This window comes from Sorangium sp. So ce295, from assembly GCF_051527405.1.
Classification (GTDB): domain Bacteria; phylum Myxococcota_A; class Polyangia; order Polyangiales; family Polyangiaceae; genus Sorangium; species Sorangium cellulosum_B.
This window is the reverse complement of the sequence record NZ_CP150324.1, coordinates 7,615,044-7,629,102: the sequence shown is the minus strand read 5'-3', so window position 1 is coordinate 7,629,102 and position 14,059 is coordinate 7,615,044. Positions and strand designations below refer to the sequence as shown.

The following is a 14,059-nucleotide window of genomic DNA, read 5'->3' as shown; positions in this document are numbered from 1 at the left end:
GAGGCCGTCGGACCCCGTGCCCCGGCGCGATCCCAGGGCGCCGCGCGAGAGGACGGCAGGAGGACAGGCCCTCTCGCCTGCACGGCGGTCTCATCGGTCGAGGCTGCGCTGGGGCTCCGCGCGACGCTCCCCGCCGCCGAGGAGCGGGGCCCTCGCTGAAAGGCCGCGAGGCGGCCGTCGGGGTCCCCTCGGGTTCAGGCTTCATGGCACGTCGGCCATGCGCTTCTGCTCCCACCGCGCAGCAGCATGGGCTCGTCTTACTAGCAGGCGCTCAGCCGGGCAAGCTTCGCGCCACGCGCAGCACGCAGCGCGCGCGTGCGGCGCGCAAGGCGCGCGTGTCCGCGGCGCGCGGTCGGCCGAGCGCGCGCCTGAAACCGCGGCGGGACACCGCGGGAAGGGGCCGCTGCGCCGGCGCGGCGGCCCTCCGAGCCGGCGCCTCAGGCCACGTCGGATTTGGGCGAGCGGCGCCTCGTCGGGAGATCGCTCGGCTTGTTGCGCGGCGTGATGATGCTGTAACGCCCTGCCTCGCCCACCCTCTCGTGGACGCCCGACTCCATGGCATCTCTCGCGGTCCTGAGCGGCGGCAGCCATCGCGACACGTTCGCGAGGCACGAGGTGCGCTCGGGAAAGGGAGAGTGACGGGGGGGCGGCCTCTCCGTCGCTCCGCGCAGCGGCCGCTCCGAAGCCGCGTCGTGCGGCCGCTCTTCGGCGGCGTCATGCGGCCGCTCCGGTGGCCCGTCAACCGGCCGCTCCACGGCGGTGTCGTACGGCCGCTCCGCGGCGGCGTCGCACGGCCGCTCCGGGGTCGCGCTGTGCGTCCGCTCCGAGGGGGACCCGTGCGGCGGTGCGAACGGGGCGGCGCTCTGCGCAGGGAGCGTGCCGGAGGACGCGCGCCGCTTCGCGGTCGTCGCGGCGATCCGGTGCCGGAGATCCTCGACGTGCTTCGCGAGCCGCTCGGTCTCCTGCGTGAGCCGCGTGAAATCCTCCTCGGTGAGCCGAGTGAAATCATCGACCTGGCTTCTGCGCTCTGACATAAACGATCCTTTGCCGCGTCTCGTCAGCCGATCTCGACGCCCCGTCGGCTCCGCTGCACCTCCGCTTGCGTCTGCACGCCGCATGCCGCGCCGCTCGGGTCGGTCGCACGCACCCGGCGGGGTCGAGCGACGCTGGCGCGGATCGCCCCAACGGGGCGCGCCTGCCTCCATCCGTCCTCGCGATCTCTTGTCGGCGAGCGGCGGGGATCTGGCTGGACACGCGGGGGAGGGTTCGGCGGCACGCCCTGTGCCGTGGGGACGCCGCACACACGATAGATGAGCCCGGCGCGCCTCGCCCGGTCACAGCCCTCTCCGCCGCTCTCCAGAGCGCGGCGGGGAGGCCCGTGTCCCTGGGGCTCCAGGCCACGGAGGCGCGCGCGGCGCTGGTGCGCTGGTGCGCTGGTGAAGGAGTGGACGCATGCAGAACTCGAACTTTGAATCGCTCGGCGCCCGGCTGGGGATCCCGGGGGATGGCGTGTGGCCGTGGGTGATCGTCGCGGCGAGCGTTCCGGTCGGCTTCGGGCTCGCTCGGATCGCCGCGAGCGTCTTCCGGCGCGCCGGTCTGGTCGTCGCGCGACGGACCGCGACGCCGTGGGACGAAAAGACACTCGACGCGGCAATCGGCCCCGTGACCCTTTGTCTCGGGGTCGTCCTGACAGCGGGCCTCGCCAAGCTCACGCCGCTCGGCCAGGGCCTCGTGACCGATCTGCGGGCGCTCCTCTCGGCGCTGTTCATCGGCGGGGTGGCGTGGCTCCTACTGCGCATCGTGGGGATCCTCACGGAGGTGCTGGACGCGCGCGCCCTGCGTCACCTGGAGGAGGGGAGCGAGTCGTCCCGCGGGCTCCGCACCCAGGCGCGCGTGCTCGAGCGGGTCGCGCGGGTGCTCATCGTGATCGTGGCGAGCGCGCTCGTGCTCCTGAACTTCGAGGCGGTGAGGAACGTCGGCGTCTCGTTGCTGGCGTCGGCCGGCATCGCGGGCGTCGTGCTCGGCCTCGCGGCGCAGAAGCCGGTCGGCGCGATCCTGTCGGGCCTCCACATCCTGTTCACCCGCCCCATCGACCTCGGCGACAAGGTCGTGGTGGACGGCGAGTTCGGGACGATCGAGGAGATCCGGCTGACCCACGTGGTCGTGAAGATCTGGGACGAGCGGCGGCTCATCGTCCCGACGGCAAGGCTCCTTGACCAGTCGTTTCAGAACTGGACGAAGCACGGGGCGGAGAAGCTGGGCACCGTCGAGATCTACGTGGATTACCGGACCCCGGTGGACGCCCTGAGGCGGCATTTCGAGTCGATCCTCCCGAGCAGCGAGCTCTGGGACGAGCGCGCGAAGGCCGTTCAGGTCACGAAGGTGACAGAGCGTACGATCGAGGTGCGTTTGCTCGTCTCGGCGCGCGATCCTGGGCAGCTGTTCGATCTGCGGTGCTGGCTTCGCGAGGAGATGCTCCGCTGGGTCCAGGAGCAGGAGGGCGGCGCGTACCTGCCGCAGGAGCGTTTGACCCGGAGCGCCTCTCTCTCGGAAGCGGCAGAGGGTCGTGGTCCGGCCTCGGGCCGCGCGCGCCGGGCTGGAGCGGGCGACAGGCTGCCCGATGTGGCGCCGTGACGGTGGGCGCCCACCATGTAGCGGAACGCCACACCGCGGCATTCAGGCGACGTGCGATGAGCCCGGCGCATCCGCTGCGCGCCTCGGGAGTGTTGGAGGCCGGTCCAGACCCTGCCGCAGGCGCCCCGACGCGATGACGACACGATGACGACCAGCGCCGCGGAATAGCCCTTCAGGCCAGTCGCGCCCTGCGTGATCGCCAGGAATGGCTCCGCGCGCCGCCCCCCTCGCAAGCGAGGCGCAGGAAAACGGCACATGATTTGCAGTAAAATCAGAAAGATCTGGGACAAGTGCCCGTCAGCCGAGCGGTCGATCGCGCGACGAGGTGTTCGCCACGCCCCGGGGAGGAGGCAGTGGCACGTCGGAACTGCGCCTCGCGCCATGTGCAGGTGCCTGCGGGAACCCAGGAGCAAGACACCATGAAGTCGGTCATCAGGATCACGCGGCTCGGCGGTGTTGATGTATTTGCGCATGCGGCGTTCGGCCTGCTGCTCCCGATCGGGGCGCTCCAGTGGGGAGCGCGGCATGGGTGGAGCGGCGCGCTCTTCGGCTGCGCGCTGGGCGCGGCGCTGCTCGGGTGCGTGGCGCTGCAGGCGCTCGTGCGTGGGATCGTGGCGAGGCAGCTCGGGCTGAGGCTGCGGGAGATCCTGCTCTCGCCGCTCGGCCCGATCGTCAGCCGCTCGCGTCCTGCTGTGGGACGGGCGCAGGGCCGCGCGCTCGGCCTCGCGGCGAACGTGGCCTTTGCGGTGCTCTTCGTTCTGGCCGTCGAGGCCCAGCACGGGGTGGGCGAGCTCGGGTGGATCTCGGTCCTTCAGGCCGCCGAAGCGCCCTCGCGCGAGGCCGCGAGCGTGTGGATCGCCAGCGCGAACCTGGGGATCGCCCTGCTCGGCCTGCTGCCGGCGTTGCCGCTCGAGGGGGGGCGCGCGCTGCGCGAGGCGCTCTCGCCGCTCACCGGCGCCTGGCTCGCGACGTCGATGACGGCTGCGCTCGGGCAAGCGGCGGCGGCGGTGCTGTTCTTCATGGGCCTGTTCGGCGGTCAGCTCGTCGTGGCCGCGCTGTCGGCGCTCCTCTTCGTCGAGGCGCGGCGGGAATGGAGCGCGGCGCAGGCGGTGATGGCGCCCGCGGCGCCGCCCGAAGAGCCTCCGAGCGAGGGCAGGGCGATCCAGCTGTGGCCTGGCGAGCTCGTGGGCGACGCCGCGCGGCGGATCCTCGCGAGCCAGGAGCCGGACTTCCCGGTCGTCTACGAGGACCGCGTGATCGGGGTCGTGACGCGCACGGACGTCATGCGCGCGCTGGCCGCCGGCCGGGAGGGGTCGTTCGTCGCATGGATCATGCGCTGCGACGTGCCCCGGGTGGCAGCGGACGTGTCGCTCGACGAGGTGGGGCGGCAGATGATCGAGAAGAACACGCCGGTGGTCGCCGTCTTCGACGGAGAGAGCTACCTCGGGCTCGTCAAGCACTCGGACATCGCGGGCGCGCTCACGCGCGGGGGCGGGGGTCGGCTCGGGAGGATCCACCTGGCTCCTCAGGTCGGCTCGGCATAACCGCGTTAACCAATTCGCGCGGCGTCCTCCCACCTCCGAACGTTTACGTGGTCGTCAGAGAAAGCCGAGGACGCCAAGAGACGCCAAGAGACGCCAAGAGACGCCAAGAAAACAATAAAATTTTGGCGTCTTCTGGCGTCTCTTGGCGTCTTCTGGCGTCTCAACTTCTCGCCGTTTCCGTAGCGTGGTTCCGGACCCAACGACGCTCGAGCGAAGCGCCCCGCCAACCCGGAGAGGGGGGCGGGGCGCTTGTCGGGAACCGCGAAGCTCAATCGCCTCGAACGAAATTGAGCTTGAAGGAGACCACGAGCACGAGCGCGTCCTGACTGATGCGGCGCTTGCCCCAGGCGACCCCGATGTGCAGCCCCTCGATCGGATCGAGGTTGGAGGGGAGCCCCACGGTGTGCGTGAGCGTCTTTGTGAAGTTCCACTCAGGCCGCTTGTTCGCGAGCGCCGCGTTGACCGCCTTCATGACGGTGTGGTCGAGGATCGAGGGGATGCCCCGGATGTCCGCCTCCTCGAGCTCGACGTTGAACGCCAGGACACTCCCCTTGTTCCTCTCGATGATCTCGGGGCAAATCAGCACCTTGAGCTCATCGAGCCGGATGGTGGGGTTGACGCCCGCGATGGACCACTGGAGCTCCGCCGGGCAGGTGACCCGCAAGCCCAGGTCGTCGGCCAGGGCAATCTCGGTCGCCTTGCCCAGGTACAGCCAGCGATCGGTCGTCTCGTCGTCGTCCAGGTGGATCTTCACCGGGAGGAACTCGCCCAGGATCTGCGCGAGATCCTCCCGCGTGATGATGGCTTCGAGCCACACAGCCAGCGCCTCAGCTCAGGTGATGGCCGCTCTCGCCGCCGTGGGACAGCCCAGCTCCCTCGATGCCGTAATGCGAGTTCGCAGAGCTCGCGTCGGACGGCGCGACCGCGCCCTTCACCGCGTCGACCGCGCTGCCGACCTTGTCCTGGACCTTGCGCTCGGCCTGCGTCGCCTGGCGCTTCAGGCCGTCGAGGCGGGTCAGGAGCTCGCGGCGCAGCGCCTCGCCCGACGTCGGCGAGAGCAGCAGGGCCACGCCCGCGCCCACCGCGAGGCCGGCGCCGAAGAGGCCGAGCGCCGTGAGCGGGCTCCGCTTGCGCGACAGCCCGACCCAGCCGAGCACGTCGTCGAAGCCGAGCGCCCCGACCGTGGCGGCGACGCCGGCGACCGCCTTCGCGACGTCGAACGCCGTCGTCCTGGCCGCCGTCGCGGCGACGCCCGCGCCAGTCGCCGCCGACTCAACCACACCCTTCGCAGTCCCCACCGCGTTGTTCATTCGGTTCGTCATGGCTCTTGTCTCCTCGTGACGGACACGACATCCGCCGGTTCGTGTCAGGAAACCATTGCAGGGCCCGGACCAACCGAGAGCTTGCGCCCGGAGCGCCTGTCCCCGGGGCCGCGGAGCGCCGCCGTGGCGCCTGCGTGACGAAACGCCACAGCTGTCGTGACGCGCCTCGGGCGCAACACGCGCCGTGACTCACGCGCCGGTGAACCAAGGGCCGCGGCGCGCGGCGCCGTCGCCAACGGAAGAGGTGGGACTGGAGGAGGAGAGCCGCCCTGCGGAGAGGGAGAGAGCCAGCTGCAGCGCCGCTCCGGCAGGGCTCCGGGCCGCGTCCGCCGGGCGGGCGGGCGGGCGAGCGCGCGCGTCACCGGGGGGCATGGGCGACGCCGATCAGCGCGACGTCGACCCTGCGATCATAGCCATAGGAGTACATCGGTTGAGCTCCGACCGCCCCGGCGGCGCCCGTCGCGCGCGTCGTGATGTGATCCGCGGGGATGCCCTCCTTCACGAGGATCTCCTTCACCCGCGCGGCGCGGCGGAGCGAGAGATCCTGGTTGTACGCCTGGGTGCCGCGCGGATCGGCGCGGCCGACGAGCTCTATCCTCGCGCCCTTCAGGCTCGATGAGAGCAGGCAGTCGACGAGCGCCCGGAGCTCCGCGTGCTCCTGCGGGAGCGGCTCGGAGGAGTCGAAGGCGAAGCTCGTCTTGGGAAGGCGGCAGACATCGGCGATGTCGGCCCCGAGGGTGAGGCCGATGAACCGATCTTCTCCTTCCCTGAGATCGGGCCATTCGACCTTGTAGACTCCATCCGGGCCCGGGTTCGGCAACCTCGGCTCGGGCCGAGCCTGCTCCGGGGGAGGTGCCGCGGCGCACGCGGTGAACAGCGAGAGCGCAAGCGCGCCCAGGCAGAGCCTGGGCAGGTTGGACATCGACAGCATGTGAACCCTCCTTTCGAGGTCGGCCGCGATGAGCCGCCTCGTGTTCGGAGGAGGTCGTTCAAGCTCCGTGCCTGTCCGGCGATCGAGGCGCGTCGCCGCGCGCCACGCCCCGCGCTCGAGGCGGCTCGTCAGGGGGATGAAGGCTCTCTGGCCTCGAGCTTGGGCCAGGTGAACCGGAAGGTGGCGCCGGCGCCGACGGCGGACTCGACCCAGGCGCGCCCGCCCTTGTTCTGGACGATCTTCTGCACGACCGACAGGCCAATGCCGGTGCCCTCGACCTTGTCACGCGCCTTCAGCGTCTGAAAGATGCCCCAGATGCGGTCGTGGTACTCGGGCGCGATGCCCGCCCCGTTGTCGGAGACCGAGAACTCCCAGAACGGCCCGGCGTCGCGCGCGCTGATCCGGACCTCCGGATTGGCGCCCCCGGCGTGCTTCAGCGCGTTGCCGATCAGGTTCAGGAACGTCTGCTGGAGCGGCGCGCGCTCCGTGACGAGGACGGGCATGTCGGGGGCGATCTCCACGAGCGTCTCCGGCGGGGGCGCGAGCAGCTCGATGATCTCCCGGAGGAGCTTGCCGACGTCGATCGCCTCGGGCTTCTCGCGGGCGCGGCCCGCCCGCGAGTAGCTCAGGATCCCGTCGATGAGGTTCTCGAGCCGGTGGACGCGCCCGCGCAGCAGATCGAGCTGCTTGCGGCTCTCGGACGTCATCTTGTCGTTCAGGTCCTCCTCGATCCACTGCGAGAGGTTGGCGATGCCCCTGAGCGGCGCCTTGAGGTCGTGGCTCGTGACGTACGCGAACTGATCGAGCTCCTTGTTGCTGCGCTCCAGCGCCTGGACGAGCCGCTGCCGCTCCTCCTCGGCGCGCTTCTGATCGTCGATGTCCGTGTACGTGCCGAACCAGCGGACGATGCGGCCCGACCCGTCGCGCGCGGCGACCGCCCGGCCGATGAACCAGCGGTACACGCCGTCCGCGCGCCGGAGCCGGCACTGGCTCTCGTACGGCTCGCCCGTGCGGAGCGCCTCCCGGAAGGCCTCGATCGCCCGCTCGTGCTCGTCGGCGTGGATGATCCGGCTCCAGCCCTCGCCGCCGGTGTCCCCCGCAGTGAGCCCCGTGTAGTCGTACCAGCGCCGGTTGAAGTACTCGTGGTGGCCGTCCGGGCGGTTCGTCCACACGAGCTGCGGCATCGTCTCGGCGAGCAGCCGGAACTGCGCCTCGCTGTGCTTCAGCTCCTCCGCGAGGGTCTCGACCTCCTTGCGCACGGTGACCTCGCGCTCGAAGAGGAGGGCGTTGTCGACGCTGAGGGCGGCGCGCCGGGCGAGCTCCTCGGCGAACTGCACGTCGACCTTCGTGTAGTGCCGGCCCGACTCGGCGTGCGCGAGCGTGATCGCGCCGAGGACGCGGCCGCGCGCCGCCAGCGGTACGACGAGGTACGACCGGAGGCCGAGCTCGCGCGCCATCCGGAGGTGCTGCTCGTCCCGCGCGTTCTCGACGAGCAGGGAGTCCGGGATCTCGGAGGCCCACTCGACCTCGCCCGTCCGGAGCACCTTCGGCACACCGCGGCTCGCCGCGGGATCGACAGGATAGCTCTGCTCGATCTGGCGGACGAGCTCCACCTTCTGGGGATCAGTGTGCTGGACGGCGACGCGCTGGATCGCGCCGTCCTGGCCCTGGATGTCCACGGCGCACCAGTCGGCGAGCAGCGGGACGACGAGCCGGGCGAGCTGCCCGAGCGTCTCGCGGAAATCGAGCGAGGACGACAGGATCTCGCCCGCGCCGGCGAGGAGGCTGACGTTGGCCTCGGCGCGCTTGCGCTCGCTGATGTCGAGCACGTAGGTGAGGTTGCGACGCTGCGTCTCGATGCGGGCGGACCCGACGAGGACCGCCACGCGCTTGCCGTCCTTGCGGATGTACTCCTTCTCGAACTGCCTCGTGACGCCGTGGAGGCTCAGCTCGTTGACCGCGTCGTGGTGGACATGCTCGTACTCCGGCGGGGAGAGCTCCTGCCAGCTGAGCAGCCCCGCCTTCAGGTCCTCGCGGGTGTAGCCGATCATCGAGAGGAAGCAGTCGTTCGCCTCGATGACGCGCCCCTCGTAGTCGCTGAAGAGCAGGCCCATCATGCTGGTGTCCATGATGCGCCGGAACACCTCGTCGCTCGCCTGGCGCTCCAGCTGGCGGAGCGCGGCCTCCTGCCGCTTGATCTGCTCGGCCCTCCGGTGCAGCTCGACGAAGACCGCCACCTTGGCGCGGAGGATGTCGGGATTGAACGGCTTGAGTACGTAGTCGACCGCGCCCTCGCGGTAGCCGCGATACCGTCGGTCCTCGTCCTCCGGCAGCCCCGAGATGAAGATAATCGGCGTGTGCCTCGCCCGATCGAGCCCCCTCACGCGGGCGGCCGTCTCGAAGCCGTCGATTCCGCGCATCTTCACGTCCATGAGGATCAGCGCGAACTCCTCGCGGTGGAGGTGTTCCAGCGCCTCCTCGCCGGATTGCGCGGTGACGAGCCGCTGGCGCAGCGGATCGAGCACGGCCTCGAGGGCGAGGAGGTTCGCGCGGTGATCGTCGACGAGCAGGATGCTCGCCACCGGCTCGGACGGAGCGGAGGGGAGGGGAGCGCCCGGCTGGACCGAGGACTTCACCTGAAGCGGGCTCAGCCCTGGCTTTCGGTCGGGCATGACGAAGACGGTTAACGGCGCCCGGACCTTCTGGCAAGCGAAAGCGGCGCTCGCGCGGCGAGGGCCATTCTCCTGCTCGAAGCGGGCATCTCCGGCTCGCCGCGGCGCCTCCAGCGCGCAGCGACGAGGCCGCGCTGGATCGGGCTCCGCGCGCCACGCTGTGGCGATCCGTCACGCGCGCCGAACGGAGCGGACCGTCGTGGATGCGGCGCCGCGACGCCGCGGCCGGCAGCGCGCGGCTGGCATGGGGCCTGCTGGACGTGCCGCAGAGGGAGCGCGTATGCGATTCGGACTCAAGCTGGCTTCATTCGTGGGAGCGCTCGCGGGCGCGCTGCTGCCGTCGCCGGCGGCGGCGGACGACGGAGCGGGGCTCTTCGCGCTCCCGCCGAGCCGGCTCGACGCGGCGGACGTCGCGGGGATGCCGACCTCCGAGCCGCCTGCGATGTCCGGAGCGACGTTCGTCGATCTGATGGCGCGCGCGGTGATGGCCGTGCTGTCGCCGCCTCCGTCGGAGCTCCGCGTGGCGCCCCTCATGGGCCGAGGTGGGGGCGGAGGGCTCCGCCTCGTCCTGCCCGTGTGCGAGGACGGCTGTTCGCGTTATGCGTCCCGCGCCGTCTTGCTCGTCGCGCAGAGCGCGCCCGACTCGCCGCTCGCGTGGCTCGCCGCGGTGACCAACCGCGGAGGGCGATCGCCCGAGGGGCCGCCCGGCCTCGCGGCCGTCCGGGAAGAGGCCCGCCGCGCGCGCGCGAAGGTGCCTCAGGAGGAGGCGAGCGCGCTGCCCGAGTAGGCGCGGCGGCGAGTCACGCCGCGGGTGCCCGCCAGGAGGCCGCCTGTCTGTCCGACCTGTCCACCGTGTCCGCCGTATCCGCTGCTGAGCTGGCCTGAAGCGGAGGAGCCGAGTCGGCGCAAGACGAATGTCGCGCGGGGCGGCGGTGGGCTGGACCTTCCTCTCGGGGGATCGGCGTCGGCGCGCGTCCGCCGCTCACCGCGAGGCCCGGGCCGACGTGACCGCCTCGTGGAGGGCGCGGAACATCGCCGCGAGCCTGTCCGGCTGGTAACTGGCGTTGAGCCCGCTGGGGTTCGGCAGCACCCAGAGCCGCGTTGCGCCGAGCGTCTCTGTCTGGGGGCCGGGCACGGCGCGGGGCCTGCCGAAGGCGCCTCGATAGGCGCCGATCCCGAGCACGGCGAGGAAGCGAGGGCGGTAGCGCCGCACCGTGGTCTCGAGCCGCCGCCCGCCCGCGGCGAGCTCCTCGGCGGACAGCTCGTCCGCCGACGCGGTCGCGCGCTCGACAACGTTGGTGATCCCGTACCCCAGATCGAGCAGCTCGCGCTCCTCGGACGGGGAGAGCACGCGATCGGTGAATCCGCCGGCGTGCAGCGCCGGCCAGAACCGGTTGCCGGGGCGGGCGAAGTTGTGCCCGACGGCGGCGGTGTAGAGGCCCGGGTTGATGCCGCAGAAGAGGACGTCGAGGTCGGGGGCGATGACGTCCCGCACCGTCTTGCCGGCGGCGGCGAGGAGCTCGTCGCGGGTGGGTCGTCGGGGTCGGGGAGGGGAGTGCACAGGCTTTCCAGGCGGGCGCAGGGCGCCGCGGCTGCAGCTTACGACGCCGCCGCGCGAAGGAGCGCGGGCGCCGAGGGCGAGGAGCGCGGGCGCCGGGGACGACGGGCGCGGCCGACGGGGGCGAGGACGTGGATCGACGCTGGACGGGGGCGCGGCAACGGATACCGTCGTGCTTTCCCCGGATGCTGGTGCGCTCGCTCGGTCTGATCTCGGCTCTCCTCGCGGCCGCCTGTGCGCGTGCGCCCGAGCCGAGCCCGGCGAGCGGCGCGGGGGCTACCCGGGCCGCGCGTGCGTCGGGCGCGGCCGGCTCCGCCAGCGCTGCCCCGGTGGGGGCGCGCTATTTCCAGGCGTTCTCCGAGGGCGTGTTCCGGGCAACGCACGACGGACCGGCCGCGGCCGTCGCGGCGCGCGTCGTCACGGAGGGCGCGCGGCTCGAGCTCGGCGGAGACGGCCGCGTCGCCGCGGCGGCCTGGGAGGCCGATCTGTGGGCGTCCGGCGAGCCCGTCGTCGGATCTCTCGCGATCGCGCCCCACCTCGGCGGGGGCTTCCTGCACTGGACCCGGCGCAGGGCGTTCCGCTCGCGCGGCTTCACGGGGCCGCTCGCGGAGGTGGCGCTCGGCGGCGGCGGCGCGGTGCGGGGCGCCCGCAATGGCCTGCGAGGCGTCGTGGTCTTCACGGAGCAGGGGCCGCGGGAGCTCCTGCCGGGCGAGGATCGGGGCCGGGCGCTCGACACGCCGGCCATCCACGATCTGGCCGCGCTGGACGCCGCGCGCGCGGCGCGCCTCGACGTCTTCGGCCGCGCCGCGACGACGGCGGACGGCGGCAGGACGTGGATCGATGTCGGCCAGCGGCTCGGGCTCGCCGTGCGCGTGAGCGTCGCTCCGGACGCGCTCTCGCTCGACACGCCGCTCGGGCGCGTGCCCGTCCTCCCGGACGGATCGCTCGGCCGGCCCGACGGCGATCTCCGCGCGATGTGGCAGCCGAGCGGGTCGTTCCAGCTGCTCTTCGCGGGCGCCCAGGCCGCCTCGCGCGACGCCCCCGTCCTCGACGATCTCGCGCCGCTCGCGGCGGCCGTCTCCGCGGGCGCGCTCTTGCCCGACGGGACCGCGCTCGGGGTGTTCGAGGGCGGCGTCGCGCGGATCGACGTGAGCACGGGCGCGGTGCGCGAGCGGTTCTCCGGCTGGCTCCCGGACGGGCTGGGCTGCGCGCCGGTGCCCGCGAGGGGCGGGCCGCTCTTCCTCTGCGTGTGGGACGATTACGACAACTACGGCAGCTACGTCCTGCGCTCCGAGCGCGGCGAGGCGCCGCGGATGGAGCGCGCCTTCAGCGACGAGGGGTTCTTCGTGGCCGACGACGGCGGCGCGCTCGGCTACGTCGGCGGCTGCGCGGCGTCGCCGCGGGTCGCCAGCGACGAGGAGCGAGAGCGCCGCTACGGCGAGGTCGTGATCCACCCGAGGATCTGCGTGCGGCGCGGCCCGGACGACTGGGTGGAGCATGCGGTCGAGCTCGGCGAGTCGCAGACGCTGGTCGGCTGGGCGCCGCGCCGCGACGGGAGCGCGATCGCGCTGCTGAGGGGCGAGCGCGACGCGCGCCTGCCAGCGCCCGCCGGGGCGCCGCGGGGCCGCGACGAGGGAGGCGCGCGGGTCGTGCAGCTCCGCGGGCACCTCGCCGGCTGGTACTGGACGCCGCCCCCGCGCGACGGGGCACGGGCGCTCGTCGACAGGCGCTTCCGCGCGCGCGAGGACGGCGGGGTCGACGGGTGGCTGTCGTCGGTCGAGTGGCCCGATCCCGTCGGGCAGGCGAGCCTGGGCGTCACGATCGCGGACGACGGGACGGTCTCGCCGCACGTCCTGCCGCCGGATCCGGCGGGGATGGTGGTGACCGGCGACCACGGCGTGCTCGTCACGGCGGGCGCGGAGCTCTACGAGACGCTCGATCACGGCCGCACGTGGCGCGCCGCCGGGCGCTCGCCGGTGCCGCCGCCGTCGTTCCAGGGCGGGTGCTCCGCGCTCGGCTGTGCGTTGAGCGGCGTGGTGCGGCTCGGCTGGGGCGCGGGCGAGCCGTCGCCGGCCATCGCCGCCGCGCGGGGCCCCGGCTGCGGGGCGGCGGAGGCCAGCCGCGCGGGCGCCGCCGGGGCCGACGCGGCGGCTTGCGTGGGCGGCGTCGGTCGGATCGACGAGCCGCCGGCGGCGCTGCCGTCGCTCTCCTGTGCGCCGATCGAGCTGCCGGCGCTGCGCCCGCGCGCCGCGCCCGAGGCTGGCTCGGAGCGATGGACCGTGCCGACGTCGTATGGCGAGACGCTCGATGTCGTCGCCGACGCGCCGCCGCCTGGGCGTGCCGCGCAGCCCGCCGAGGAGGCGCCGCCCGCCGAGGACGCCGCGCCCGAGGAGGCGCCGCCCAACGTCGCGGCGTCGGGCAAGGGCGGCGCGGCGCCGGGAAAGGGAGGTCCGAAGGGCGCGGCGGTCCGGACGCACAGCGTGCTCTACCTCCCGCCGTTCGATCTGCGCGGCGAGGCGCTGCGGCTCAACGCGACCGGGCTCGCGCCGAGCGGCGGGCACGGCGGGAAGCGCAGCGCGTCGATGCCGCTGCTCGCTGCGAGCGGCGAGGTCGGGCTGCTCGTCCTCGCCGAGGCGGGCGAGCTGCTGCTCGGCCCGCAGGGCGCGCGGGCGCTCCCGGCGTTCGAGCCGCGCCGAGGTTACGAGGGCACCGCGCCGGGGCGGGCCCCGGGTCTCCTGCTCGGTCCTGGTCGCGCGCTCGTGCTCGGCGAGCTCCGGCGCCGCGTGGCCGTCGAGGAGCACACGCCGGAGCCCCGGCGGCCTGCGCGCCTCGTGGCGCTCGACCGCGAGGAGCTCCGGGGCCGGCCGATGACCCTCGCGTGGCGCGACGATGGGGAGGCCGGCGTGCTGGTGCTCGACGGCTCGGCCCTCGAGATCGCGGGCGCGGCGGTGCTGGACCGCATGGGGGGGACCGCGGGCGAGGTGGTCGCGCTCGCGCCCTGGGCGACGCTGACCGCCGCCAGCGACGCGCGCTGCCGCGCCCAGCGGGGCGCGTGGCGCGCGCTCGTGGCGCTCGATCCGGAGCGCGCGCTGCGCCTCGACAGGAGGGCGCTGCCCGCGATCGCGCTCGGGAACCAGGGCCTCGCGCAGGTGCGCTGGGGGCGCGAGCGCGTCTGCCTCGAAGCGCTGCACCTCGCGGCCTCCGACTCGAGGCGGCGCGGTGAGCGCGCGGAGGGCGCGGCGCTGATCGCGCGGTGGATTGCCGCGCGGGGGCAGGGGAGCGGCGCCGGCGCCGGCGCAGGACAAGGTGTGCTGCGAGCGCAGGCGACGACGCAGCGCCTCGTGTGCTCCGTGGGCGCGCGGCCCGAGGACGGCTGAGGCGCGGCGTGGATGTGGGCC

General features: G+C 73.3%; 10 protein-coding genes. 4 read left to right on the top strand and 6 right to left on the bottom strand.

Annotated elements, in window-relative coordinates; genetic code table 11:
* Window positions 1-437 precede the first annotated feature (437 nt).
* Window positions 438-1,034 carry a hypothetical protein gene (locus WMF11_RS28935; RefSeq protein WP_437902478.1) on the bottom strand — a complete coding sequence of 199 codons (597 nt, stop codon included), beginning with the start codon at window positions 1,032-1,034 and terminating at the stop codon, window positions 438-440.
* 418 nt (window positions 1,035-1,452) lie between these two features.
* Between WMF11_RS28935 and WMF11_RS28930 the strand changes: the two genes are divergently transcribed.
* Together WMF11_RS28930 and WMF11_RS28925 are read left to right on the top strand one after the other, a co-directional pair.
* Complete coding sequence (locus tag WMF11_RS28930) at window positions 1,453-2,634, top strand: mechanosensitive ion channel family protein (protein ID WP_437972981.1); 1,182 nt, start codon at window positions 1,453-1,455, stop codon at window positions 2,632-2,634.
* 419 nt (window positions 2,635-3,053) lie between these two features.
* Entirely contained in the window at window positions 3,054-4,178 is a 1,125-nt protein-coding gene (locus WMF11_RS28925; RefSeq protein WP_437972980.1) for a CBS domain-containing protein, read from the top strand.
* A 268-nt stretch (window positions 4,179-4,446) separates the two neighbouring features.
* Here WMF11_RS28925 and WMF11_RS28920 read toward each other — a convergent pair whose 3' ends face one another.
* The 4 genes from WMF11_RS28920 to WMF11_RS28905 form a co-directional block, all read right to left on the bottom strand.
* The gene (locus WMF11_RS28920; protein WP_012237734.1) at window positions 4,447-4,995 is read right to left on the bottom strand and encodes a hypothetical protein; all 549 of its coding nucleotides are present in this window, start codon (window positions 4,993-4,995) and stop codon (window positions 4,447-4,449) included.
* A gap of 10 nt (window positions 4,996-5,005) precedes the next feature.
* The gene (locus WMF11_RS28915) at window positions 5,006-5,500 is read right to left on the bottom strand and encodes a YtxH domain-containing protein (RefSeq protein ID WP_437541630.1); all 495 of its coding nucleotides are present in this window, start codon (window positions 5,498-5,500) and stop codon (window positions 5,006-5,008) included.
* A 358-nt stretch (window positions 5,501-5,858) separates the two neighbouring features.
* A complete protein-coding gene (locus tag WMF11_RS28910; protein WP_437541628.1) occupies window positions 5,859-6,431 on the bottom strand; it encodes an OmpA family protein in 573 nt (190 codons plus the stop codon).
* 128 nt (window positions 6,432-6,559) lie between these two features.
* The gene (locus WMF11_RS28905) at window positions 6,560-9,103 is read right to left on the bottom strand and encodes a PAS domain S-box protein (RefSeq protein WP_437972979.1); all 2,544 of its coding nucleotides are present in this window, start codon (window positions 9,101-9,103) and stop codon (window positions 6,560-6,562) included.
* A gap of 280 nt (window positions 9,104-9,383) precedes the next feature.
* On the opposite strand from WMF11_RS28905, the gene WMF11_RS28900 reads away from it, so the two are divergent.
* Window positions 9,384-9,890: a hypothetical protein gene (locus WMF11_RS28900; protein WP_437902473.1), complete on the top strand. Its 507-nt coding sequence runs from the start codon at window positions 9,384-9,386 to the stop codon at window positions 9,888-9,890.
* 195 nt (window positions 9,891-10,085) lie between these two features.
* On the opposite strand, the gene mug is transcribed toward WMF11_RS28900, so the two are convergent.
* Window positions 10,086-10,598: a G/U mismatch-specific DNA glycosylase gene (gene mug / locus WMF11_RS28895; RefSeq protein WP_437979356.1), complete on the bottom strand. Its 513-nt coding sequence runs from the start codon at window positions 10,596-10,598 to the stop codon at window positions 10,086-10,088.
* Between the two features lie 392 nt (window positions 10,599-10,990).
* On the opposite strand from mug, the gene WMF11_RS28890 reads away from it, so the two are divergent.
* On the top strand, window positions 10,991-14,038 hold the full coding sequence (locus WMF11_RS28890; protein WP_437972978.1) for a hypothetical protein: 3,048 nt from the start codon (window positions 10,991-10,993) through the stop codon (window positions 14,036-14,038).
* Window positions 14,039-14,059: the final 21 nt, after the last annotated feature.

What these genes read in the sequence shown, in the direction of transcription:
- WMF11_RS28910 (WP_437541628.1), bottom strand. Translation starts at nt 6,431, where the DNA reads ATGCTGTCGATGTCCAACCTGCCCAGGCTCTGCCTGGGCGCGCTTGCG.
- WMF11_RS28925 (WP_437972980.1), top strand. Translation starts at nt 3,054, where the DNA reads ATGAAGTCGGTCATCAGGATCACGCGGCTCGGCGGTGTTGATGTATTT.
- WMF11_RS28900 (WP_437902473.1), top strand. Translation starts at nt 9,384, where the DNA reads ATGCGATTCGGACTCAAGCTGGCTTCATTCGTGGGAGCGCTCGCGGGC.
- WMF11_RS28905 (WP_437972979.1), bottom strand. Translation starts at nt 9,103, where the DNA reads ATGCCCGACCGAAAGCCAGGGCTGAGCCCGCTTCAGGTGAAGTCCTCG.
- WMF11_RS28930 (WP_437972981.1), top strand. Translation starts at nt 1,453, where the DNA reads ATGCAGAACTCGAACTTTGAATCGCTCGGCGCCCGGCTGGGGATCCCG.
- WMF11_RS28915 (WP_437541630.1), bottom strand. Translation starts at nt 5,500, where the DNA reads ATGACGAACCGAATGAACAACGCGGTGGGGACTGCGAAGGGTGTGGTT.
- WMF11_RS28935 (WP_437902478.1), bottom strand. Translation starts at nt 1,034, where the DNA reads ATGTCAGAGCGCAGAAGCCAGGTCGATGATTTCACTCGGCTCACCGAG.